This window comes from Aeromonas sp. MR16 (assembly GCF_022549315.1).
Taxonomy (GTDB): Bacteria; Pseudomonadota; Gammaproteobacteria; order Enterobacterales; family Aeromonadaceae; genus Aeromonas; species Aeromonas aquatica.
Window position 1 is genome coordinate 1 of sequence record NZ_JAKZFK010000045.1, and the last position, 25,684, is coordinate 25,684.

At 61.6% G+C, this 25,684-nt stretch carries 17 protein-coding genes; 10 read left to right on the forward strand and 7 right to left on the reverse strand.

What is annotated here, in order from left to right:
• Positions 1-7,643 (forward strand): VCBS domain-containing protein (locus MM194_RS20525; protein WP_277605171.1); only part of this gene is annotated, 7,643 nt, incomplete at its 5' end.
• Between the two features lie 212 nt (positions 7,644-7,855).
• Here the strand turns inward: MM194_RS20525 and mdtH are convergent.
• On the reverse strand, positions 7,856-9,049 hold the full coding sequence (gene mdtH / locus MM194_RS20530; RefSeq protein WP_033131430.1) for a multidrug efflux MFS transporter MdtH: 1,194 nt from the start codon (positions 9,047-9,049) through the stop codon (positions 7,856-7,858).
• A 210-nt stretch (positions 9,050-9,259) separates the two neighbouring features.
• Between mdtH and MM194_RS20535 the strand changes: the two genes are divergently transcribed.
• On the forward strand, positions 9,260-10,153 hold the full coding sequence (locus tag MM194_RS20535) for a LysR family transcriptional regulator (protein WP_033131429.1): 894 nt from the start codon (positions 9,260-9,262) through the stop codon (positions 10,151-10,153).
• Between the two features lie 71 nt (positions 10,154-10,224).
• Here MM194_RS20535 and MM194_RS20540 read toward each other — a convergent pair whose 3' ends face one another.
• On the reverse strand, positions 10,225-11,997 hold the full coding sequence (locus MM194_RS20540) for a M4 family metallopeptidase (RefSeq protein ID WP_241344765.1): 1,773 nt from the start codon (positions 11,995-11,997) through the stop codon (positions 10,225-10,227).
• Positions 11,998-12,344: 347 nt separating this feature from the next.
• On the opposite strand from MM194_RS20540, the gene MM194_RS20545 reads away from it, so the two are divergent.
• From MM194_RS20545 to putP, 8 genes are all read left to right on the forward strand, one after another.
• Entirely contained in the window at positions 12,345-12,899 is a 555-nt protein-coding gene (locus tag MM194_RS20545; RefSeq protein WP_033131427.1) for a GNAT family protein, read from the forward strand.
• 73 nt (positions 12,900-12,972) lie between these two features.
• Positions 12,973-13,530 carry a GNAT family N-acetyltransferase gene (locus tag MM194_RS20550; RefSeq protein WP_241344766.1) on the forward strand — a complete coding sequence of 186 codons (558 nt, stop codon included), beginning with the start codon at positions 12,973-12,975 and terminating at the stop codon, positions 13,528-13,530.
• A gap of 172 nt (positions 13,531-13,702) precedes the next feature.
• The gene (locus tag MM194_RS20555) at positions 13,703-14,809 is read left to right on the forward strand and encodes a 1-acyl-sn-glycerol-3-phosphate acyltransferase (protein ID WP_033131425.1); all 1,107 of its coding nucleotides are present in this window, start codon (positions 13,703-13,705) and stop codon (positions 14,807-14,809) included.
• A gap of 301 nt (positions 14,810-15,110) precedes the next feature.
• On the forward strand, positions 15,111-15,581 hold the full coding sequence (locus tag MM194_RS20560; RefSeq protein WP_033131424.1) for a YhcH/YjgK/YiaL family protein: 471 nt from the start codon (positions 15,111-15,113) through the stop codon (positions 15,579-15,581).
• A gap of 233 nt (positions 15,582-15,814) precedes the next feature.
• Entirely contained in the window at positions 15,815-17,014 is a 1,200-nt protein-coding gene (locus MM194_RS20565) for an acetate kinase (protein ID WP_241344767.1), read from the forward strand.
• Positions 17,015-17,143: 129 nt separating this feature from the next.
• On the forward strand, positions 17,144-18,400 hold the full coding sequence (locus tag MM194_RS20570) for a mechanosensitive ion channel domain-containing protein (protein WP_241344769.1): 1,257 nt from the start codon (positions 17,144-17,146) through the stop codon (positions 18,398-18,400).
• Between the two features lie 168 nt (positions 18,401-18,568).
• Positions 18,569-19,492, forward strand: coding sequence for a L,D-transpeptidase family protein (locus tag MM194_RS20575; protein ID WP_241344771.1), 924 nt, complete (start codon positions 18,569-18,571; stop codon positions 19,490-19,492).
• A gap of 274 nt (positions 19,493-19,766) precedes the next feature.
• Positions 19,767-21,281, forward strand: a complete 1,515-nt coding sequence (putP, locus tag MM194_RS20580; RefSeq protein ID WP_241344773.1) for a sodium/proline symporter PutP — start codon at positions 19,767-19,769, stop codon at positions 21,279-21,281.
• A gap of 60 nt (positions 21,282-21,341) precedes the next feature.
• Here putP and MM194_RS20585 read toward each other — a convergent pair whose 3' ends face one another.
• From MM194_RS20585 to MM194_RS20605, 5 genes are all read right to left on the reverse strand, one after another.
• Positions 21,342-21,932: an MliC family protein gene (locus tag MM194_RS20585; RefSeq protein ID WP_241344775.1), complete on the reverse strand. Its 591-nt coding sequence runs from the start codon at positions 21,930-21,932 to the stop codon at positions 21,342-21,344.
• A gap of 169 nt (positions 21,933-22,101) precedes the next feature.
• Positions 22,102-22,707, reverse strand: coding sequence for an NAD(P)H-dependent oxidoreductase (locus tag MM194_RS20590; RefSeq protein ID WP_241344777.1), 606 nt, complete (start codon positions 22,705-22,707; stop codon positions 22,102-22,104).
• A gap of 54 nt (positions 22,708-22,761) precedes the next feature.
• Positions 22,762-23,193: a MerR family transcriptional regulator gene (locus tag MM194_RS20595; protein ID WP_241344779.1), complete on the reverse strand. Its 432-nt coding sequence runs from the start codon at positions 23,191-23,193 to the stop codon at positions 22,762-22,764.
• A gap of 35 nt (positions 23,194-23,228) precedes the next feature.
• Positions 23,229-24,074: an alpha/beta hydrolase gene (locus tag MM194_RS20600; protein WP_241344781.1), complete on the reverse strand. Its 846-nt coding sequence runs from the start codon at positions 24,072-24,074 to the stop codon at positions 23,229-23,231.
• Between the two features lie 278 nt (positions 24,075-24,352).
• Positions 24,353-25,438: a hypothetical protein gene (locus tag MM194_RS20605; protein ID WP_241344783.1), complete on the reverse strand. Its 1,086-nt coding sequence runs from the start codon at positions 25,436-25,438 to the stop codon at positions 24,353-24,355.
• Between the last annotated feature and the right edge of the window lie 246 nt (positions 25,439-25,684).

The window sequence follows — 25,684 nt, forward strand, 5'->3', positions numbered from 1 at the left end:
GCCGTGATTACGGCCGCTTCGCGGTGGGTGCCGATGGCAAGTGGAGCTTCGTGCTGGCGGACAACGCCACCGTCGATGCCCTGGCCAAGGGCCAACAGCATGTCGAGCAGTTCACCGTCAGCCTGAGCGATGGCTCGACCACCACGGTCACCATCACCATCACCGGCACCGACGATCTGCCGGTCATCTCCGCCGACAGCGGCGCGGCCACCGAGGGAGATCAAACCCCGGTGACCGGCACCCTGACCGCAAGCGATGCCGACAACCCGGGCCTGACCTTTGTGGCGGGCAACGAGAGCCGTGATTACGGCCGCTTCGCGGTGGGTGCCGATGGCAAGTGGAGCTTCGTGCTGGCGGACAACGCCACCGTCGATGCCCTGGCCAAGGGGCAAGAGCACATCGAGCAGTTCACCGTCAGCCTGAGTGATGGCTCGACCACCACGGTCACCATCACCATCACCGGCACCGATGACCTGCCGGTCATCTCCGCCGACACCGGCGCGGCCACCGAGGGAGATCAAACCCCGGTGACCGGCACCCTGACCGCGAGCGATGCTGACAACCCGGACCTGGCCTTTGTGGCCGGTAACCAGCACAACGCCTACGGCCAGTTCGCGGTGGATGCCAGCGGCAAGTGGAGCTTCGTGCTGGCGAACAACGCCACCGTCGATGCCCTGGCCAAGGGGCAACAGCATGTCGAGCAGTTCACCGTCAGCCTGAGCGATGGCTCGACCACCACGGTCACCATCACCATCACCGGTACCGACGACCTGCCGGTCATCTCCGCCGACACCGGTGCGGCCACCGAGGGGGATCTGACCCCGGTGACCGGCACCCTGACCGCGAGCGATGCGGACAACCCGGGCCTGACCTTCGTGGCGGGCAACGAGAGCCGTGCCTACGGCAGCTTCCAGGTGGGTGCCGATGGCAAGTGGAGCTTCGTGCTGGCGAACAACGCCACCGTCGATGCCCTGGCCAAGGGGCAAGAGCACATCGAGCAGTTCACCGTCAGCCTGAGTGATGGCTCGACCACCACGGTCACCATCACCATCACCGGCACCGACGATCTGCCGGTCATCTCCGCCGACAGCGGCGCGGCCACCGAGGGGGATCTGACCCCGGTGACCGGCACCCTGACCGCGAGCGATGCGGACAACCCGGGCCTGACCTTTGTGGCGGGCAACGAGAGCCGTGATTACGGCAGCTTCAAGGTGGGTGCCGATGGCAAGTGGAGCTTCGTGCTGGCGGACAACGCCACCGTCGATGCCCTGGCCAAGGGCCAGCAGCATGTCGAGCAGTTCACCGTCAGCTTGAGTGATGGCTCGACCACCACGGTCACCATCACCATCACCGGCACCAATGATGCACCTGTGCTGCAGGCCGATCTGGGGGCAGTCAACGAAGACGCCATCCTGACGGTGAATGCGGCCAACGGGGTGCTGTCCAATGACAGCGATGTGGACGGCAACGCCCTGAAGGTGACCGGCATCCTGAGCGGCACCAGCGGGACGGCCAGTGCGGTCAATGCCAGTGGCGACACCGTGCTGATCAACAGCTACGGCACCCTGACCATCCGTGCCGACGGCAGCTACAGCTTCAACGCCAACGGGGCGGATGCGCAGAAACTGGCGGCCGGCCAGACTGCCGGGGTGGTGTTCACCTACACCGCGACCGACGGCACCGTGAGCCAGACCAGCACGCTGACCATCACTATCACCGGCACCAATGATGCACCTGTGCTGCAGGCCGATCTGGGGGCAGTCAACGAAGACGCCATCCTGACGGTGACCGCGGCCAACGGGGTGCTGTCCAATGACAGCGATGTGGACGGCAACGCCCTGAAGGTGACCGGCATCCTGAGCGGCACCAGCGGGACGGCCAGTGCGGTAAATGCCAGTGGCGACACCGTGCTGACCAACAGCTACGGCACCCTGACCATCCGTGCCGACGGCAGCTACAGCTTCAACGCCAACGGGGCGGATGCGCAGAAACTGGCGGCCGGCCAGACTGCCGGGGTGGTGTTCACCTACACCGCGACCGACGGCACCGTGAGCCAGACCAGCACCCTGACCATCACCATCACCGGCACCAATGATGCACCTGTGCTGCAGGCTGATGTGGGGGCGGTCAACGAAGACGCCATCCTGACCAGGACTGCAGCCAACGGGGTACTGTCCAATGACAGCGATGTGGACGGCAACGCCCTGAAGGTGACCGGCATCCTGAGCGGCACCAGCGGGACGGCCAGTGCAGTCAATGCCAGTGGTGATACCGTGCTGACCAACAGCTACGGCACCCTGACCATCCGTGCCGACGGCAGCTATAGCTTCAACGCCAACGGGGCGGATGCGCAGAAACTGGCGGCCGGCCAGACTGCCGGGGTGGTGTTCACCTACACCGCGACCGACGGCACCGTGAGCCAGACCAGCACGCTGACCATCACCATCACCGGTACCAATGATGCACCTGTGCTGCAGGCCGATCTGGGGGCGGTGAACGAAGACGCCATCCTGACAGTGAATGCGGCCAACGGGGTGCTGGCCAACGACAGCGATATGGATGGCAACACCCTGAAGGTGACCGGCATCCTGAGCGGCACCAGCGGGACGGCCAGTGCAGTCAATGCCAGTGGTGATACCGTGCTGACCAACAGCTACGGCACCCTGACCATCCGTGCCGACGGCAGCTATAGCTTCAACGCCAACGGGGCGGATGCGCAGAAACTGGCGGCCGGCCAGACTGCCGGGGTGGTGTTCACCTACACCGCGACCGACGGCACCGTGAGCCAGACCAGCACGCTGACCATCACCATCACCGGCACCAACGATGCGCCGACACTGAGCATCGACAAGGGGGCCGTGGTATCTGAAGAGGGCCTTGTCGGCGGTATTGCCGATACGGCAGGCAGCAGCGACACAACGGACAGCGTGGCTGCCAGCGGCAAGATCACGGTCGGCGACCTGGATAGCCAGGACAGCCTGACCATCAGCCTGAGTGGGCCGACCGGTCTGACTTCCGGCGGTACTGCGGTGCAGTGGAGCTGGAATGCCGCCACCAAGGTGTTGACCGGTTATACCGGCACGGTAGGCAGTGCGGACTACAAGGCCGTCATCGACGTCAAGCTGACTGCGCCGGCAGGCGGCAAGGGGGATTGGGGCTACGACGTGACCCTCAAGGCTCCGCTTGACCACCCGGTCAAGGGGAGTGAGGACGTGCTCAACTTCCAGATCGGCGTGACAGTATCGGATGGCAAGACCACCACCACTGGCAGCCTGCCCATCTCGGTCGAGGATGATTCCCCGATTGCGGGAGATGCGGCGGCGGTGTCCGTCACCAAGACAGATATTCCGAATGCGCTGACCGGGCTGTTCGATCTGACCAAATACAGCGGCAACCAGACGACGCTCGGCATGGCCGGCTTTACCATCACGGCCCAGGGCTTCAAGTCGGCCACCGACTCGACGCTGATCGCGGCGAATGTTAATGGTTCCAGCTCCGGGCTGGGGGTATCCAGCGTGGCTGCCCCTTACCACAACATCGCCAACGAGATCGATTTCCGCCACTTCGCCAATGGTACCTCGGCCTCCGAACAGCTGATCATCAAGCTGGATGCGGGCAAGGTCGCCTATGGCGCCAACATCAAGTTCAGCCAGATGTTCGGTGGCGAGCTGGAGAGCGGTGTGGTCGAGTTTTATCGCGGTGGCGTGCTGATCGGTACCCAGACCTTCAGCTCAAACGCTGCGGGCGGTGACTATGCCGGCAACTTCCAGGTGCAGCAGGGCGGCTTCGACACCATGGTGATCAAGGCCACCAACAACGGTAACACCAACACTTCCGACAACAGCGACTTCACCGTGAAGAGCATCGAGTTCCTCGGTACCAGCACGGCGCAGGCCATCGCCTACGGTTCGGGCACCGTCACCCCGCAGTGGGGTGCGGATGGCAAAGGCTATATGCAGCTGCTCGGCTCGTCCGAGACTGCGTTGACCACGGCCACCGGCAAGCTGATCACCACCTCGATGGAGTCGGCCAATACCCTGGTCGGCAAGGCCAGCGATGGCTCTCTGGTGTTCCGTCTGGAGTTCACCCCGGCCACCGGCAAGTGGGAGTTCTTCCAGTATCAGAATATGTCCAAGCCGCTGGGCGACGGGGACATCGACTTCCAGATCAAGGTGGTGGATGGGGACGGCGACTCCAGCCAGGGGGCCTTTGCTACCAAGCCGCTGTTCACCCCGACTGTGGAGGGGATATCCAGCGGGAGCGTGACTGAAGGCGGCAGTCTGAGCCACGGTGTGACCCTGTCCGACGCGACTCAGGAAGCGACCGAGTACGACTTCGCCATCAGAGGCAGCGGTACCAACCCGGCCTCCAGCCTGGACTGGGGAACAGCCCAGTTCAGCAACGGGGTGACCTATAACAGCGCGACCGGCAAGATCACGGTGCCGGCCGGGGTATCCGGCTTCACCGTGACCATTCCGACGGTGGACGATCGTCTGGTCGAGGCGAATGAGACCCTGTCGGTGACCATAGGTGGTCAGACCGGCACCGGTACCATAGTGGACAACGATCGTGCGCCGACCGCGACGGGTGGCTACAGCGCAGGGCTGGAAGATCAGCCGCAGGTGCTGAAGTGGGCCCAGTTCGGTGCCAGCGACGATCAGGCGGTAACCGATCTGAGCGTGCAGATCGGTACCTTGCCCCTCAACGGCAAGCTGGAATACCTCAACGCGGCCGGTCAGTGGGTCGCCGTGAAGGTGGGGGATCTTATCTCCTACGCCGATGTTGACACCGGTCACCTGCGCTTCGTACCCGGCCTGAACGAGTCGAGCACCAACGCCAGCAACGGCAACGGTGCCGTCACCGGCAATATGAAGGGCGACTACGCCAGCTTCGGCTACCAGATCAGCGACGGCGCCAACCTCAGCAACAGCGGCAAGCTGGTGCTCGACGTGGCGGCGGTGGCCGACAAGCCGACGGTCAACGTGATCCTGTCCGGCAATGGCATACCACTCTACAGCCAGAGCTTCCCGAGCGCAGGCATCACCACCAGCCAGTTCCAGTCCGGCAACTTCAACAAGACGGCCTTCGGGATCACCAGCAATCTGACGGACACGACCAGCGGTCAGGATGCAATCACCGGCACCAGCGGCAACGACTACATAGTGAGCCAGAAGGGCGGCGGCGATAACTTCACCGGCGGCCAGGGCAATGACGTACTGGTGGGCAGCAACTCCATCCAGGGGGACTCCCTCTACGGCGGTGACGGCAACGACATCCTGGTGTCAGGCCTCGGCAATGACGGCCTCTATGGTGGTGTGGGCACAGACGTTGCCGTGCTGACCGGCAACCGTGCCGACTACGTGATCCAGAAGGGCAGCGGTTATTCGACCAATGATCGCTGGTTCAACTTCTATGTGACGGAGAACGGCGCGGCCACGACCAAGGCGCTGCACGACATCGAGTATGTCCAGTTCGCCGACGGCATCTACCAGATCAATCAGGATACGGGCGGTCTGACCCTGGTGCAGCCGACCGTGGTCGATTATCCGGTGGAACTGAACGCCTCACTGAGCGATAGGGATGGCAGCGAGCAGTTCGACAGCCTGGTGCTGAGCGGCATGCCGCAGAACTCCCAGCTCTATAGCGGCAGCTTGTTGCTGGGCACCGCTGGGGCCGATGGCAAGATCACCCTTGCTGCCGGCAGCGGCCTGTGGAGCGCAAGCGCGCTGGATATGAAGCTGACCGGGCTGACCCTGCGCGTACCGGGCGGCAGCGCCGGCCAGGTGGACCTCAAGGTCGAGGCCATCGCCAAGGAGGTGGGGACCGATCAGACCAGCTCCGCCACCGACGATGACAGCATCCGCCTGAGTTACTTCAATGCCACCGAAGGGGAGCCGGGCGACCAGAACCGGACCTACGGCAGCGAGCACAACATAGTGGTAGGGGATCTGGATGGCAGCGTGGTGTTGCCGGGCCAGAACTACAACATCGCCTTCATGGTCGATAGCTCCGGCAGTATCGGCACCAGCGCCATGGACACCATCAAGCTCCAGCTGGCACAGGTGTTCGCTACCCTCAAGGCCAGCGCGGGAACTGAGGGGGCCGGCAAGGTTAATATCTTCCTGGTGGACTTTGATACTCAGGCCAACAAGTCGATCACTGTGGATCTGAAGGATCCTAATGCCTTGAGCAACTTGCAGGCGATCATCAATGGTATGGACGGTAGTTATTGGAACGGTGGTGCGACCAACTATGAGGATGCCCTCAAGACGACCTCCAACTGGTTCAACAGTGACACCGCCAAGAACAACACCAATGCGAAGAACTTGGCCTACTTCATCACCGATGGGGCCCCAAACACCTATTACGACTATGAAGACACCAACCCGGTCGTGAACACGAAGACCAACGAACGCCTCGATTCGTTTGTCAACGTCAACAACTACGTCAAGGGAGAAGCCTTCTACGCCAACATAGGTGGTTCCAGCAGGATGCTGATCGATGCCAACGGCAATGTTCAGAAGTGGTCACAGAATGGTAATAACAACAAGTGGAGCTCGACCCCCATCGGAACCTTGAAGGCACAAGGGGATGGCACCTTCGAGATCTCTACTGCCTATGACAGCAATTACTGGGCGCTGCAAAATGCACTGGCAGTGTTGCCGCTCCTGACCATCAACAATGTCACCCTGCAGGCCATAGGTATTGGCAGCAGCGTCTCTATCGATACCCTGAAACAGTTTGATAGCGACCAGATCGTGCAGTCCAACGTGTCTGCCAACGATCTGGCCAATGCCATCCTGGGTACCTCGGTCAACAACTTGCCGGGGGCAGACCGGATCGACGGCGGGGCGGGCGATGACATCCTGTTCGGCGATGCGCTGCACTTCGCCGGTATTGCCGGGGAAGGCTATGCGGCGGTCAAGAGCTATGTGGCGGCTCAGCTGGGCCGCGACGTGCTGGATGCGGACGTGCACCGCTATATCCAGGAGCATGCCGCCGATTTCGATCAGTCTGCCAACAACGACAAGGCCGATGTGCTGCTCGGTGGGGATGGCAATGACATCCTGTTTGGTCAGGGGGGGGACGACTTCCTGTACGGCGGCGCCGGCAACGACATCCTGTTCGGTGGCAGTGGCAACGACACCCTGTTTGGCGAGGCCGGCAATGACACCCTCTATGGTGGCACCGGCAACGACATCCTCTCTGGCGGTGCCGGCAACGACGTACTGAGCGGTGGGCTGGGCAACGACATCCTGACCGGGGGTCTTGGCAACGACATCCTGAAGGGGGATGGGGGAGCCGACACCTTCGTCTGGCAGAAGGGAGACACTGTCGCTGGCACGCTCAGCAAGGACTATGTCGTCGACTTCTCCAAGGCGGAGGGGGACAAGCTGGATCTGAAGGATCTGCTGGACAGCGATGGCAGCAAGACGGAGAGCGCGTTGAAGAGCCTGCTCTCGGTCTTCCAGGACAACGAAGGGGTGCATCTGCAGGTCAAGGAGAGCAGCACGGCACCGGTGACTCAGGAGATAGTGCTGATGCACCATACCTTCGATACCCTGACCGGCGGCGCGGGTTCCACGGCCAACCAGGTCATCGACTTCATGTTGCAGAACAACATGCTGAGTATCGACAAGTAACCTGACGCCAGGGTGAGCAAAAAGCGGCAGAGCAATCTGCCGCTTTTTTTATGGGCGTCTGACGCCTATATCGCCGAGGGCGTTTGCAGTATCAGGGGGAAGGAGGGGGGCTTGGCCGCTGACGAGAGCCATAAAAAACAGGGCGCCGGATCCGGGGATCGGGCGCCCTGTTGGAGAGGGCTCAGCAGACCGGGGGGATTCCCCGGCCGGGGTCAGGCATTGACGTGAGACAGACGCGAATCGCGCTGGAAGCAGTTCACCAGCAGCAGCAGGGTGACGACCCCGACGGTGCCCAGCACCAGCCAGGGCAGCCAGGGTTGTCCCTGGGCATTGGCGTAGTCGTGCAGGGCGCCGCCGCCGACATAACCCGTCATGCCGCCCAGCGCCAGTCCCAGCCGGCTGAACCCCATGTAGCTGCCACGGGCACCCGGTTGCGCCAGCTTGGTCATCAGCGTCTCCCGCGCAGGCTCGGCGATGACGATGCCGAGATAGAAGCAGGCCAGCAGCATGAAGACGGCGGGCAGGGTGGTGGCAAAGGCCACCAGTCCGATGCCGGCGGTCATCAGCAGCACCCCCGCCATCAGCCGGCTCTCCAGCTTGAAGTGGCGCTCGCCGTAGCGGGCCAGCGGGTAGAGCAGGGCCAGCGAGATGGCCGTCTCCAGGGTATACATCCAGCCCACCGCCGTGGTGCTGCCCGCCATCTGCTTGACCAGGATGGGGAAGATCAGCATCACCTGTACCCAGAGTGCGTAGTAGCCGCTCAGGATCAGCACCAGTCGGCAGAAGGCCTTGTCCGCCAGCACCTGACCGAGGCCGGCCCGGATCGGGGTCGGCCGCACCGAGAGCTTGTAGGGGGGCAGGATCAGCAGGTTGCACAGGGCGGCGCAGACGAACAGGGCGGCCCCCAGCAGGCAGACATACTCGAAATCGAAGTTGAGCAGCCAGCTGCCGAGCAGGGCGCCCACCACGGCACCGGCGCTCTCCAGCATCATCAGCAGGGAGATGTAGCGGCCCCGCTCACGCGGACGGGTGAACTTGATCACCAGGGCGGCGCGGGGAGGGTCGAACAGGCAGCCGCCGAGCCCCGAGATGATGCAGGAGAGGATGAGTTCCAGCCCGCTCTGGGCGTAGGCCAGGCTGGCGAAACCCAATGCCCGCAGCAACATGCCGCAGACGATGAGCGGGCGGGCGCCGAATTTATCGGCGAGCGAGCCACCGAAGACCCCCAGTCCCTGCTGGGTCAGCTGGCGCAGGCCCAGCGCCAGTCCGACCACCCCGGCAGCCCAGCCGAGTTGATCCACGAATCGCAGGCTTATCATGGGCATGACCACGAAAAATCCCAGGATCACCAAGAGGGAATCCAATGCCAAGAACCACCGCCCCAACCGCCTCGCCCGCTCCACCATGACCCTCAAACCCCTGCTTGCATCGATGACTTTATCTATGTGTGTGTTCATTGCCCGAACGGCGGCGTCACCAAACAGAGCCAAGGACGGAGATAAGTCCCTGACTCGGCGGCGCTATGCCAATCTCATGACAATTGATACTGCTATTCTGGGAGGGGGCCAGATATAGTGGTAGCCGACAACTGGCTATATTTCATATTGGATTCCGTTATGGCTATGACCCTCGATGATCTGCAATTGCTGCTGGATGTGGCCAACCGTGGCAGCTTCAGCAAGGTGGCCGCCATTCGCGGCTGGTCCCAACCCATGGTCAGCCAGCGGATCGCCGTGCTGGAGCAGGAGCTGGGGCAACCCCTGTTTCTTCGTCATCGCCGTGGCGCCACCCCCACCCCGGCCTGCGAGCAGTTCCTGCCCGCCGCGAGTGCGGCTCTGAGTGCGCTGGAGGGGGGCCGGCTGGCGATGCAGGGCGCCCCCGCCCTGCCACGGATCCGGCTCGCCTGTCTGCCCTCCCTGACCACTGTCGTCTTCGGGCCGCTGCTGCTGGCTCTGGTGGACGAGGCGTTCGAGATCCGCTGCAACACGGATCACTCCGGCATCATCATGCAGGAGCTGCTGACCGGGGAGACCGACGTCGGCTTCATCTTGAAATGCCCTGCCATCTCGGGCATCCAGCTTGAGCTGCTCTATCGCTCCCCCATCATCGCGGTGGCCAGTGCCGCCCACCCGCTTGCGGGTAGGCGCGGATTGACCCTGCAGGACATCGCCAACGAGCGGCTGGCTCCCCAGCAGTGGGGCACCGGCTGTGACGAGCTGATCCTGCAACTGCGGCTGCTGCGCCAGGTGGCGAGCCCGCTGCATGCCATCCAGCCCGCCAGTGCGGCGCGGGAGCTGGCGTTGGAGCATGGCTTCATCACCCTGATGCCGGCGCTCGCCATCAGCCGGGATCTGGAGTTTGGCCGGTTGGTGCAGCTGGACGTGGTGGACTTGCCGCCGGATCACTGGGACGTGATGATGGCCTGGCGCAGCGGCAAGCGGCCGAACCGGGAGAAGGAGCGGGTGCTGGAGGCGGCCAGGACCCTGGCCAAGCGCTGGGCGGGCCGCTGAGCATAAACCGCCGGGCATGAAAAAGCGCCGGACAAGTCCGGCGCTTGAGGTTATCTCCGCTCAAGACCTTATCAGTAGCCGGCTTTGAGGGTCAGGCCAGAGAAGGCGCTGAAGGCGCTGAGCTGGACGTGCCAGGTGCCTGCCTTGGGGGAGTTCAGGGTGCAGGTCTCGGCATTGCCGCTCTTGTAGGAACGGCAGTCATAGCTGGTGCCGGTCGGCACGGCGCCGAACTTCACGTAGAGATCCGCATCCCCGCTGCCGCCACTGCTGGCGATCACCAGCTTGCTCTTGCCGGCGGGCACATCGATGGTGAAGTTCAGCTTGCCCCCCTTGGCGGCGGAGAGCCCTGTCACCGGTACGCCGTTTTGCAGCACGTTGCCGGGTTGAGGGGGCGTGCCGCCGCAGGAGGCGTTGACGCCGACCGCGGTGAAGGCGGCGGTCACATCGGGCAGGCTGTAACCCAGATCTGCGGTCGCCTTGGTCACGCCGCAGGCGCCCTGATCGTAGGTGGTGTTGGCACCCCAATAGAGGCGGTTGGCCAGCACGAACACCTCGAACGCCTTGCGGGTGTTCCAGCCGCTGGTGTTGGCCAGCAGGTAGAAGGCGCGGTTGTAGACACCGGAGCTGTGGTGCACGTCGATGCCATCATAGTAATCGCTGGCATGGCCGATGGAGCTGCCATCCCGGGTCGGATCCTCGAAGTAGCGCAGCGAGCCGTTGCCCTTGAAGATCTGGGCCCCCACCAGCCAGTCGTTGCTGCCCTTCATGTAGTTCTCGGCCGCTTCCCCCGCCATGTCGGAGAAGGCCTCGTTGATGCCGCCGGACTGGCCGGAGTAGACCAGCCCCGAGTTTTGCTCGGTGAAGCCATGGCTCACCTCGTGGGCGGCCACGTCCAGGCTCACCAGCGGATAGAAGGTGGTGGCACCGTCACCGAAGGTCATCTGGCTGCCGTCCCAGAAGGCGTTCTCGTAGTTGCTGCCGTAGTGCACCCGCATCTTGAGCTTGAAACTCAGCGGCGCCGTGTTGTACCAGTTGCGGTACATGTCAAACACCACGTTGCCGAAGAAGTGGGCGTCGTTGAGCGGCGAGTAGGCGCCGTTGATCTCCTTGACCGTGTTCTCCGGGCAGGTGAACTGGTGCACGGCCCCGCCCGAGGTGGCGTGGTTGAGGTTGATGGTGTCCACGTTCGCGCTGATCATGCGGCAGTTGTCATCCACCTGCAGCGGGCCGAAGTCCGCGCCGTAGAAATACTTGCCGGTCTTGAGGTTGCCGCCAGGACCGGTGGCATCCTGGTGGTTGATCCCCTCCCAGCGCTTGATCTCGGTGCCGCTCTGGGCATCGACCATCACGAAGGGGCGGCTCGGCTGATCGCTTGTCGCGAGCCAGGAGACCAGATAGACCAGGCGGGCCTGACCGGCGTCGTCCTGTATCACGAACAGCTTGACCTGCTCGTTGCTGCCTTTGGCACCGGCGCGCGCCTTGAGGGCGGCATCGGCAGGGGAGAGCGCTGCCGTGGGGCTGGCGACGTCGGCGCCGATCTGGCGCAGTACCCGGCCGGAGACCTGATTCACCTGACCCGCGGGAGATTGCTCCGCCACCACCACCTGACCCCAGACCGGGATCCCTTGCCAGGTCTGCTCATAGCGAACCCGCTGCTGGCCGTTGGGCAGCTTGACGACCCGTACCTGGCGAAACTCGCCATCCCCGGCCAAGGTGCTGATACCGGCGCTCGGCGCGCCCAAGAGCCCCGCCAGCCCTCCTGCCTGATTTACTTCCACCTGTTCTGCCGCCATGGCGGCGCTTCCCCAGCAGGCCAGTACCACGGCCAAATACACTTTGTTCATCTCGTCTTTCCTTAAGTCGATGAAGATCAGGATCCGGGTTCGTTGCCCGGCGTTCCTACACTAGTGATCGGGAAAGAAATTGCTGCCTGTTATATGTGACAGGGCAGCATAAGGCGGTAGCAGGTTCGACTGTTACCACCTTGAATCACTGCCTTGTTTGTGATTTTTGGTGTTTTATACCAGAGCGGCACGAGAATGAGTAAATGCTCAAAATGATTCCCAAATGGGTTCCTCCATATGGGGGTTGCCAGCGGGAGTTGGATACAAAAATGCCTTGGCAGACAAGGGGTTGATTGACTACATTGGCTCTCATGATGGCCCATGCCGAGCAAAGAGGAGAAGGACGCATGTTTTCATGGCAACTGGATGACGAGCTGGCGCTGTTGTTCCTGCAGCCCGACATGGCCAGCGAACTCTTTGGCCTGTGTCAGCGCAATCGCGACTACCTGACCCAGTGGCTGCCCTGGGTGCCCTACATCCAGCAGCCGGCGGACAGCGCCAGCTTCATCCGCCATGCCATCGAGAAGTTTGCTCGGGGCGAGGGCTTGACCACCGCCATCGAGTATCAGGGGGAGGTGGTCGGTGTCATCGGTTACAACCAGATCGATCAGGCACTCGCCAAGGTCAGCATCGGCTACTGGCTGGCCGAGCGATGGCAGGGCAACGGTATCATCACCCGCGCCTGTCAGGCGCTGATCCACCATGCCTTCGAGGAGATGGGCATGGAGAAGGTGGAGATCAGCGCGGCGCTGGAGAACGACGGCAGCAGGGCGGTGTGTGAGCGGCTCGGCATGCAGCAGGAGGGGATCACCCGGCGGGCGGAGCGACTGGCGGACAGGGTGGTGGATCAGGTCCACTACGGCCTGCTGCGGGATGAATGGCTGCGGCTGAGGGATCACTGATGGTATTACCGCACCTCACCACGGCCCGCACTCCGATTCGGCGAGACGACTGGCTACAGAAAAGGGATCACTGATGGTACTGCCCCATATCGCCACGGCCCGCACCCGGCTGACTGTGTTGCCACCGGACAGGGCTGGCCTGATGCTGGATTTCTACCTGCGCAATCGGGATCACCTCAGCCCCTGGGAGCCCAGGCGCGACGAGAGCTTCTATACCCTGAACCATTGGCACGATCGTCTGCGCGACGGCTACAGCCAGTTTTTCGACGGCAGCGCCGTGCAACTGGTGGCGCTCGATCCACAGGGCGAACGGGTGCTCGCCACCTGCAACTTCACCCACATAGTGATGGGCATGTTCAAGGCGTGCCATTTGGGGTATGCGGTCGACAAGACGCACCAGGGGCAGGGATTGATGCAAGAGGTGGTGGCTGCCGGTATCGAATATCTGTTTCGCGAACGTGGCCTGCACCGCATCATGGCGAGCTATATGCCGGCAAACCTGCGCAGCGGGGCCTTGCTGGAGCGGCTCGGCTTCGAGCGGGAGGGCCGGGCCCGGGATTATCTGATGATCAACGGCCGCTGGGAGGATCACATCCTCACCGCGCTCATCAATCCTGCTGTCCAGGATTGAGTGGTGGGCTCATCTGGTCACACCAGATGTGATTGGGGCGGCTTTTTCGCGATAAGATTGCACTATAGGTGCGCATCTCATACCCCTGATCCCAAAAGCGTGTAAAATTGCGCCCTGAATTTTCCCGGTCAGCAACTGCTGGCCGCGACCCCATACTTGCAAGGCTGACATTGTGACAGAAGTAGATAGATTCGCGGACATTCGCCCCTATCGCGATGACGAAGTGCCGGCAGCCATCGAGCGGCTGATCCAGGATGATGAGTTTATCGGCGCCATCGCTAAATACCGTTTCGGCTCCCTGATGAGCTGGCTGGGCTGGGCCATTCGCCCGCTGATCCGCCAGTTCCTGCGCCACAAGTGGTCCAAGGTCACTACCGTGCGTCAGGTGCAACTGGGGGTGACCCGCTACATGAGCCGGATGATCGCCACCTCCACCCAGGGTGTGACCTTCTCCGGCCTCGAGCACCTGAAGAAAGAGCAGGGCTATCTGTTTGTCTCCAATCACAGAGACATCGCCATGGATCCCGCCTTCGTCAACTGGGGGCTGCACACCCACGGTTTCGATACGGTGCGCATCGCCATCGGCGACAACCTGCTGCGCAAGCCGTGCGCCACCGAGCTGATGAAGCTCAACAAGAGCTTCATCGTCAAGCGCTCCGCCAAGGGGCCGCGGGAGATGATGAAGGTGCTCGGCGAGCTGTCGGCCTATATTGGCCAGTCGGTGCACGAAGGCCATTCCATCTGGATCGCCCAGAAGGAAGGGCGCGCCAAGAACGGTGACGACAAGACGGATCCGGCCATCCTCAAGATGTTCTACGTGGACGGCAAGAAGCAGAAGATCCCGTTCGTCGATTACATGCGCAGCCTTAACATAGTGCCGGTCAGCATCAGCTACGAAGTGGATCCCACCGACAAGGCCAAGGCGCGCGAGCTGTACGAGAAGTCGGTCAACGGCAGCTACGAGAAGGGCGAGTTCGAGGATATCGAGAGCATAGTCGCCGGCATCGTCGGCCAGAAGGGGCGGGTACACGTCTCCTTCGGCGCCCCCATCACCGAGGGCTTCAGCGATCCGGACGAGCTTGCCGCCCTGATCGACAAGGCCATCTGGAGCAGCTATCGCCTCTTCCCCGGCAATTATCTCGCCGCGGATGTGCCAGGTAAGGCCAGCACCATCGAGCAGACCGCCTTCCTGACCCGCCAGTCAGAAGTGCCAGCAGAGCACAAGGCCATCTGGCGAAGCATGTATGCCAAGCCGGTGGAGAACGCCAACAAGGTTTGAATGAAACCGGTTGAGAGAAAAAAACGGGAGCAGATGCTCCCGTTTTTGCGTCTGGTCAAAGTTGGTGGCAATAGGGTAGTGAATAATATTGTTTCAGCTGGTACGATCATCTGGTGAGTGAGCGGGTATCTCTTGGCAAGAAGCGGGCAACTGTGCAACAGTGACCCGGCGCCGACGAGATGACCTATGCTCTTCTTCAGTCTGCATGGATGGCAGACGGCGCTAGACAAGGACCTTTGACGGGTCCTTTTTCATTGGCAGACAAAGATAGACAGCGAATACACCTAAGGATGCGCATCTCATGATCACCGGCAGTCTGGACACCTTGCAACGCACCCCCTTGCCCGCGCCATTGGCCCGCATCATGGCAGAGGTGGTGAAGGACGTGGCCCACTGGCGCGACGCCCCGCTCGGCAAGACCGAGGTCGATGGCCTCAAGCTGTTCTGTCTGGTGAGTGAAGAGCTGACCGAGCCTGCGGCGGATCGCCGTGGGGAGTTTCATGAGCAGTACCTGGATATTCAGCTGCTGCTGCGTGGTGAGGAGTGGATCGGCGTGGGGCCCCATGCCTACCGGAACGACGGTGCCGATCACCCCCATCCCGATCTCTGGTTCGTCGCAGACGAACAGACCAGTTATCTGGCGTTGCAGCCCGGCGACTTCGCCATCTTCTGGCCGGGAGAACTGCATCGGCCTCTCTGTACCCTGACCACCCCCGCCAAGGTGAAGAAATTGGTGGTCAAGGTCCACAAAGAGCTGCTGGCCGAACGCTAGCCAGCGGCGCGGGGGCGCTGGCTCCCGCCCAGGACGAGGCCGGTTCGGATGAACGGGCCAGTCCCGAATTGACGATTTGACGAGTGCGCAGCGCGCCCATGAGGCCGGCACCGACCGTATTGAAAAATTGGGCGCACTTTCCTGCGACCATAAGCCCCCGACAGGGGAATCCCATCCATGCTGGATGACACGACACTGTCGGCATAAAGCCGAAGCACAGGAAGATGTAGAACATGAGCAAGTTGGTATTGATCCTTAACTGCGGTAGCTCTTCCCTGAAATTTGCCGTGATGGACGCACAAACCGGTGAGGACATGCTGTCCGGTCTGGCCGAATGCTTCAATCTGGATGATGCCCGTATCAAATGGAAACTCCATGGGGTCAAGGGTGAAGCCATGCTGGGGGCGGGCGCCGCTCACCAGGCAGCCCTCGACCACATAGTGGGTCAGATCCTGCCCCAGGATCCTACCCTCGCCGAGCAGCTCGTGGCCATAGGTCACCGCATCGTGCACGGTGGCGAGCAGTTCTCCCGCTCGGTTCGCATCGATGATGGCGTGATCGCTGGCATCGAAGCCGCCATCCCGTTCGCGCCCCTGCACAACCCGGCTCACCTCATCGGCATCCGCGCCGCCCTGAAGGTGTTCCCGGCCCTGGCCGAGAAGAACGTCGCCGTGTTCGACACCGCCTTCCACCAGACCCTGCCGCAAGAGGCCTACCTCTACGCGCTGCCTTACAAGCTCTATGAGGAGCACGGCATCCGTCGCTACGGCGCCCACGGCACCTCCCACCGTTTCATCGCCGAAGAGGCCGCGAAGGCACTCGGCAAGCCGCTATCTGAGCTCAACATCATCAACTGCCACCTGGGCAACGGTGCCTCCGTCTGTGCCATCCGTAACGGCGAGTCCGTCGACACCTCCATGGGGCTGACCCCGCTGGAAGGGCTGGCGATGGGTACCCGCAGTGGCGACATCGATCCTGCCGTGGTCTTCTTCATGCACGACCAGCTCGGTTACAGCGTGGACGAGATCAACCACTGCCTCACCCGCGAGTCCGGCCTGCTGGGCATGACCGAGGTGAGCAGCGACTGCCGCTATGTCACCACCCACTATGCGACCGACGCCGGTGCCAAGCGGGCGCTGGATGTCTTCACCTACCGGGTGGCCAAGTACGTCGGCGCCTATGCCGCCGCCATGGACGGTCGCCTCGACGCCCTGGTGTTCACCGGTGGTATCGGTGAAAACGCCGCCATGGTGCGCGAGATGGTGCTGGCGCGGCTGGCCCTGTTCGGCTTCAAGGTCGACAAAGAGGCGAACAACGCCGCCGTGCTGGGTGGCGAAGGCCCCATCACCACGGCCGACAGCCGCCTGGCGCTGGTGATGCCGACCAACGAAGAGCTGGTCATCGCCCGCGATGCCCTGAGCCTGGTGGGCTAACGCCAGCGCTCTGATACAACGCCCGGCCCTGCCGGGCGTTGTCGTTTCTGATGCAGATTGCGGGTCTGTCATTTGACATGACGGACCAGATACGTACCCTGACGGCAGTTTCACGTAGCGGAGGTAGGGATGAAAGAGAGCTTTTTTCACTGGCTGAACGGCATGGGGGTCGAGGTCAGCAGCCTGATGGCGCTGGTGATCGCCCTGGGCTTCATCGTCCTCACCTCGCTGGTGCTACACCTGGTACTGCACCGGGTGCTGCTGGTGCGTCTGGTGGGGCTGCTCGGCAAGACCAAGCAGATGTGGCTGCCGCCCCAGCTGCAACAGCGGCTGTTCTACCGGCTCGCCTTCGTGCTGCAGGGGGCCGTGTTGCTCGGTCAGGCCGAGCTCTGGCTGCCGCGCAAATCCGACAGCCTGCTGTTGATCGAGATGCTGGCCCAGCTCTGGATCCTGCTGTTCCTGCTGCTCGCGCTGTTTGCCCTGCTCGATTGCCTGCTCGCCCTGAGCCGTCACACCCGTTTGTGGCGGGATATGCCCCTGCGCGGCATCTTCCAGGGAGTGAAACTGGTGGGCAGCATCCTGGTGGGCATCCTGATGATCGCCCTGCTGTTCGGCAAGTCACCGCTGTTCCTGTTCAGCGGCCTGGGGGCCATGACAGCGGTGCTGATGTTGGTGTTCAAGGATCCCATCCTCGGCCTGGTGGCGGGGATCCAGCTCTCCGCCAACCGCATGCTGAGCGTCGGTGACTGGCTGCAGATGGACAAGTACGGCGCCGACGGCGAGGTGATCGACATAGGCCTCACCACGGTCAAGGTGTCGAACTGGGATAAGACCATCACCACCATCCCCACCTATGCACTGATCTCCGACTCCTTCAAGAATTGGCAGGGCATGACCGAATCCGGTGGCCGCCGCATCAAGCGCAGCGTCAACATCGACATGACCAGCGTGCGCTTCCTGACGGCAGACGAGCAGCTGACACTCAAGCAGGCCAAATTGCTGGCCCCCTATCTCAGCCGCAAGGAGCAGGAGCTGAGCAGCTACAACCAGCAGCTCAGCGATGCGATCAGCTGCCCCATCAACGGTCGCCACCTCACCAACCTGGGGACCCTGCGCGCCTATCTGGATGCCTACTTGCGGGCCAATCCCAGCATTCGCAAGGACATGACGCTGATGGTGCGCCAGCTGGCACCGACCAGCGAGGGGATACCGCTGGAGATCTACTGCTTCACCGCGACCACCGCCTGGGCCGACTACGAGGGGATCCAGGCCGATATTTTCGACCACATATTTGCCATTATTGGGCAATTTCATCTGCGGTTGCATCAATCTCCAACCGGTTATGACATGCGCGCCTGGCAAAGAGAGACGGTCAGCAACGGCTAAGGCCTGCGGCGATAGGTCAGGGCTTAATATCCTTGTCCCTGTCGCCCCATTTGTTGGTTGAATTTTTACCCGTAGAGGAGAAAAATGGCCGCCTTCTCTTCGCCAGCGCGCAGCGCGCGCCCTGGTGGGTACAGAGCCTTGAATCACCCCATTCATCACAGGAAAGTTATGAAGCTCCTCCACAACACTGCGGCTGCACTGTGCTGCAGTCTCATCCTGGCTGCCCCTGCGTTTGCCATCGAATATGCCCTGCCCGAAGCCAACAGCCGGCTGGTGGGCGAGAATCTGGAATACGTGGTACCGGCAGAAGAGGCTGGCCAGCCGCTGGAGGCCGTCGCCGCCAAGTTCCAGCTGGGATTGACCAACATGCTGGAGGCCAACCCCAAGGCGGATCCTCTGCTGCTGCAGGCCGGTGAGAAGCTCATCGTGCCGCACCAGCTGATCCTGCCGGATGCCCCCCGCGAAGGCATTGTGCTGAACGTGGCCGAGATGCGCCTCTACTACTACCCCAAGGGCAAGAACGTGGTGGAAGTGCTGCCCATCGGCATCGGCCAGCTCGGTACCGACACCCCGGAAAACTGGGTGACCAGCGTGCAGCGCAAGAAGGCGGGCCCGACCTGGACCCCGACCGCCAAGATGCACGCAGAGTATGCCGCCCGTGGCGAGCCTCTGCCGGCAGTCTGGCCGGCCGGCCCGGACAACCCCATGGGACTGTTCGCGCTCTATATCGGCAAGATGTACGCCATCCATGGCACCAATGCCCAGTTCGGCATCGGCCTGCGGGTGAGCCACGGCTGCGTGCGACTGCGTAACGACGACATCGAGTATCTGTTCAAGCAGGTGCCGGTCGGTACCCGCGTTCAGTTCGTGAACCAGCCGATCAAGGCTTCGGTCGAGCCGGATGGCAACCGCTACCTGGAAGTGCACCAGCCCCTGTCCCGCAGCCAGGAGGAGTTCAACTCCAGCCTGCCGGCCCCGCTGCCCATCTCCCCGGCGGTGACCCGCTTCATCGCCCATGCGGACAGCGACTCCCAACTGATCAAGCAGGCGCTGGAACAACGCAGCGGCATGCCGATCGCCATCAATCGCTGATCCTGGCCTTTTCTTATGTGACAGCCCCGGCCCTAGGCCGGGGCTTTTTTATGTCATCGGACCAGAGACGGCGGGATAAGTCGTTGCTGCAATGGCATAATATCCGGCTAATTCATCCCTGAGTAGTTACTTAATTAGTTAGCAAACGGTTTCATTGTGTTTTTTATTTGTTAAAAACAGTTGAGCTTATGGGATCTGCTGATTACTCTAGGGCGGTTTTTTAAGGATGAACCCGTCGTCAGAACGGGTACACAGTCACATAACGGAGTTTTGAATGACAGCTAGCACCCCAATGCTCATCACCTTCCTGGTGTATATCCTGGGTATGGTTCTGATCGGCTTCGTCGCCTATCGCGCCACCCGCAACTTTGACGATTACATTCTCGGCGGCCGCCGCATGGGGAGCTGGGTCACCGCCCTCTCCGCCGGGGCCTCCGACATGAGCGGCTGGCTGCTGATGGGCCTGCCTGGCGCCGTCTTCATCGGCGGCATCTCCGAGAGCTGGATCGCCATCGGCCTCACCATAGGTGCCTACTTCAACTGGCGCTGGGTGGCCGGTCGGCTGCGGGTTCACACCGAGAAGAACCGCAACGCCCTGACCCTGCCGGACTACTTCACCTACCGCTTTGAGGACAAGAGCCGGGTGCTGCGCATCCTCTCCGCCCTGGTGATCCTGCTGTTCTTCACCATCTACTGCGCCTCCGGCGTGGTGGCCGGTGCCCGCCTGTTCGAGAGCACCTTCGGCATGAGCTATGACACCGCCCTCTGGGTCGGTGCCGCGGCCACCATCAGCTACACCTTCTTCGGCGGCTTCCTCGCGGTGAGCTGGACCGATACGGTGCAGGCCACCCTGATGATCTTCGCCCTGATCCTGACCCCGGTGTTCGTCATCATCGCCGTCGGCGGCATCGACACCGCCATGGTGCAGGTGGCGGCGCAGAATGCCAGCAACCTCGACATGTTCAAGAACCTGGACTTCATCGCCATCATCTCCCTGATGGCCTGGGGCCTGGGCTACTTCGGTCAGCCCCACATACTGGCGCGCTTCATGGCGGCGGACTCCCACCACTCCATGGCCAGCGCCCGTCGCATCAGCATGACCTGGATGGTGTTCTGCCTGGGCGGCGCCGTTGCCATCGGCTTCTTCGGCCTCTCTTACTTCTCCACCTTCACCGAGCAGGCCGCCGGCGTCACCGCCAACCCGGAGCGCGTCTTCATCGAGCTCTCCAAGATACTGTTCAACCCCTGGATCGCCGGCGTGCTGCTCTCCGCCATACTGGCGGCCGTGATGAGTACTCTGAGCTGTCAGTTGCTGGTCTGCTCCAGCGCCATCACTGAAGATCTCTACAAGCCCTTCCTGCGCAAGAATGCCTCCCAGAAAGAGCTGGTGTGGGTCGGCCGCGCCATGGTGCTGGTGATTTCGCTTATCGCCATCGCCGTGGCCGTGAACCCGGAGAACCGGGTGCTGGGGCTGGTGAGCTACGCCTGGGCCGGCTTCGGTGCCGCCTTCGGTCCCGTGGTGCTGCTCTCCGTGCTCTGGTCGCGGATGACCCGCAACGGCGCCCTGGCCGGCATGCTGGCCGGTGCCCTGACCGTCATCGTCTGGAAGCAGTTCGGTTGGCTGGGTCTGTATGAAATCATCCCGGGCTTCGTCTTCGCCACCCTGGCCATAGTGGTGTTCAGCCTGCTGGACAAGGCGCCCTCCAAGGCCATGCTGGATCGCTTCGACGAGGCAGAGCGTGAGTTCCAGACTCCCCCTGTCTCGGCTGAGCCGGTCATGGTGAGATAAATCACGCACGCTGAATAAACAAAGCCCCGCATTGCGGGGCTTTTTCATGGTGGCGCGGGTTTATTGGCCGCTGACCCGGCACTGCCGGGTGGGTTGGTCATAGCGCTCCAGCCTGGCTTCGTTCCCCTTGGTCAGTAGCGTGAGATTCTGCCCCTCATAACGGGCACCGCTGGCGCTGGGGGCCTCAAAGGCGAGCACCTGCGACTGCTGCGCCCCCTCGCTCAGGTTGATCACGGCGGCGGGCCGCTTGGCCTCGTTATAGAAGTAGGTCGAGAGCCGGATCTCGCCGTCGCACTGGTAGTCGACCGGGCTTGGCACCATCAGCTGGCCCCCCTTTATCTGCAACTCTGTGATGCGCAGCTGGTAGCTCTCCTCTACGCATTGGCGCGAGTCGCTCTCTTTCCAGCACTCGTTGCGGCCCTTGATCCAGCCGCGCTGCATCGCCTTCTCCGTCTTCTGCTGCTCGGCCGACAGATTAGCCAGCGCCTTGGGATAGAGGGCGGCGAGTTCGTTATCCAGCGCAGCCAGCCCGGCGTCCTGGCAGACAAGCTGCTCGGCCGCGCTGTGGGCCTTGGCACAGTCAAAGGAAGGGGTAGCGGCACTGGCCAGCAGCGGCATCAAGGCGAGGGTGCCAAGCAACATCTTGTTCATCGAAAAGGCTCCAGCAAGAGGGGATTCCCACTTACTAGAGCACAAGGGCGCCGGGCCGCCGAGGACTTTTTCACCCCAGGCTCCCTTGCCCGTCTCTCTGGACACCTCTGCCGACAACAGCCGTCATCAGGGCCCACGGCAGGCTGGCTGCAGTGGCCTTCGTCTGCGCTTATGCGAGTCGGCGCGCCAGCCGCTGCACATCCTGGCGAGCCGCAGCCTCGGCACGGCCCAGCCAGCGCTGTCGCTCCCGCTCGCTGGAGGTATGGACAGGCCCCAGATGCTGGCGATGGGTCAGCTTGATGCCACAGAGCCCCAGCACGGGCTTCTCGAGGGTGCGCTCGACGGGGGAGCCCAGCCACCAGCGGTAGTACCAGAGCGGGCTGTCCATGGTGAGCAGCAGGCGCGCCGTCTTGCCGGCGAGCAGGCGCTCGGGAAGGGCCTTGCCCTTCTGATAGCGAAAGGCGAACCCCGAGAGCAGTACCCTGTCCAGCAACCCCTTGAGCCGGGCCGGCAGGTGGCCCCACCAGAGGGGGGCGACGATCACCAGATGGTGGGCCTGCTTCAGACTCTGCTGCAATGCCAGCAGATCGGGCTCGAGGGGCTGCGCCTCGTCATAGCCATGGTGCAGATCCGGCTCGAAGGCGAGCCCCCCCACGTGATGCAGGGTGACTTCTGCGCCGCCCTCCTCGGCGCTGCGGGCATACTCCCTGGCCAGGGCATGGCAGAGGCTGTCGGGTTTGGGGTTGCCGTTGATGATAAGCAGCTTGGGTGTCATGGCGTGGCTCCTTGAAGTGAGCCCCCATTAGACCCCTTGTCCCATGGGACAGAGTCAAGCCACCTTGTGCGCCCGTCCTGCAAGCCCTTGCTCAGCCTGTGGGAGCGGCTCGCTCTGGCCGGGGGCGCCATAGCGGCAGGGGTGCTGCGCCAGCAGCGCGGCGCACTGGGTTAGGGCCTGGTGCTGGTGCTGCAGCCTGGCCACCTCGGCCGCGATCTGTGCCAGCTTGCCCACCACAAGCTGCTCCACCTTCTGCCAGGGAAACTGCGCCAGACTGGTGAGGCCCGCCAGCAAGGGGACAAGCTCGCTCAGCTTGCAGCCGAGCTGCTGGGCCTGACGAATAAAGCCGACCCACTCCAGATCTTCGGCCCGGTAGACGCGATACTTGCCGCGCCGCCTGGGCTCGGGCAGTAGCCCGAGCTGCTCGTAGAGACGGATTGCCTTGGGAGTGGTGCCCGCCAGCCGGGCAAATTCGCCGATATACATCTTGCTGCTCGCAAAGGTTGTTCGAGTAGGGCTCACTATAGGACAGTGGCAGGCGGGAATGAATCCCCATGGGGGAGCCAGCACAGCAGGTGCTGCACGAAGAGGGCGGGCTGCTCGATGGGGTAGAGGTGGCCGACATCCGGCACTAGCAGGCTCTCGCAGGCGGGAATGGCCCGGCCCAGCGCCTCGCCCACCAGTGCAAACAGCGCCCTGGTATCCGCACCCTGCACTATGCAGGTGGGCAGGTTGAGTGTGGCAAGACGCGCTGGCGACCAATCCGGCTGCTCGTTCTGGCTCAACTGCCTGGGCAGGCTGCTTGCCTCCGCCAGCTGGGCCTGCTGCCATTTGAGGGGCTGCGCTGCAAAATAGCCTGCGTGACCACCCGAGCCATCGATCAGGGTCGCCACGGCTTCTTGCAGCAAGCCTTCCCCAACCTGACTAAACACAGGGCCGAACATGGCACCGGCATCGCCCATAAAGGCCGCCATGGCCCGCTCATCCAGCGCCCCCGGGCAGCCCGGCTCCACCAGATAGAGGCTTTGGAATTGTTCCGGCCCCTGCAAGGCGGCGGTCAGGGCCACGTCCGCGCCATAAGACCAGCCGACCAGATGGACAGGCCCGCAGGCCAGCTGTGCTAGGAGCGCCAACAGATCGCTGGCGTGGGTCTCAAGACCGAAGGGCCCCTCTTTGCCCGCCTCACCAAAGTGGCGCAGGGTGGGTGCATATACGGTGTAGTAGTGTGAGAGCTGCTCGATATGCTCGAGCCAGAGGGTATAGTTGGCCAGTGCGCCATGGATCAGCAGCAGCGGCTCGCCGGAGCCTGCCTGCAGGAAGGGCAGTGGGCTGCCATTGATGATGAAAGTGTGAGTCTGTGAGTGCATATCAACGCCTCCTCGGCGTGTCGTAGAAGCGGGAGAGTATATGGCAAGGGCCCTGCGGCCCGTAATAGGGCCGCAACAGGCGCTTGTGATCTGGCGATAGCCACTATAAGCAAATATTGGGTCATCAGTGGAAAACCAATAAAAGTGACTCCGGCGAGCCAGACAGGGCCACCATGTGGCCGAAAAGGGCTCCCCAAGGGGATTCCCCGATCCTTGCTTATTTCGTGGTTGGGTTATTTGCGATTGTCCGAATGCGCTTCGCTATTCGAACCTGCGAGCTAGCCTTCTTCTTTAATACAAGCGCCATTAGTCGCCAATAATATCGTTTCAATCAGCCTTTCAATATTTCCATTATAACCTGACGATGCAATCGTCATCTCACCGTGATCATCCATCGCCACCAGCATTTCAATATATGTCTTCCCTGTATTTATTTTCATTGCGCGCAATCTGATGGGGGAGGTTTTTGAACATATCTCTTGGTTTACATTTTTCCCTATCTTTTTTAAAATACGTTCGTTTTTACTCCAGATGACCTTATATTTGCTTCTCGGGATTGAGTAGATAAATATTGTAGAGAACATAGCCGTCAGCAGAAAAATAAGCCATAGCAGCAGCCAACCCCAGATGCCAAGAATCGGTTTCGAAGAGGCTAGTGCGCCAGCAATCAGTAGCAATGAAAATATGGTACAAGTAATGCTGACTACTGCGCCAAGCCAGCTCATTACGGTTGAGTTATTTTCATACAAAATAATTTCTGTGGTGACGCCATTTTCTTGTCTCCGATGATATTTATAGCAAGATAAAGTCACAATGGTCAGAGAGAGCGCTGCTAGGATCATCAAGTGCTTGGCCAGCCATTCAAAACGTGGACGAAAGTGCAAAGTGTTTTTGTATAAATCCAAATAGTTCATCAAGAGCTGATCACCTTGTTGAACTTCCCTTGCTCGCTCACAATAAAATGGCCACCAAAGGCTGTAATAAGTCTGACTCCAGACTGTTACCCGCTTGCCTTTTACTGCATGAAATGCGGCTTTGTTATATAGATCTGCTCGATAGGTCAGCTCCTCTCCCGAGTCAGTCAGAATCTGGAACGCAGACTTATGCGCTGTACGTAAGGGTTGAGAAATATGGACAAGTATCCCTTCGCGTTTCGTCAACTGTGACAACGGTAGCACCGGATTAAAAAAGTAAACGTATAAATACAGGCTGCTGACGCCTGTAACTATTGCTACCCACACCAGCAGCTTGGTCCACTTTTTTTGCATGGCGTTGATGCCAAATACACGCCAGAACCAAGTGACTTGCCAGCGGGTTTTCGTTATTTGCCATTGTTTGCGGAGCGCTGACAGTTCCTTTGCCATGACGACACCTCTCCTTGTCTGATTTCAACCTGCCCTTATCATCGGCGGTCAAGTTAAGCCTATAACGTGCCCGACACCCTTTGGGCGCGTTCTTTATCTATGTTAGCCATGTTGTTCCAGTGTAGTGGTCTAATCATCCCGGACACCATTTTAGGTGGTACAGTCGCCACCAAGATCAGAGGTGTTCAATGACAAGATTACGTCGCTCATTTACTGCCGAATTCAAACTCGAAGCCGCATCCCTGG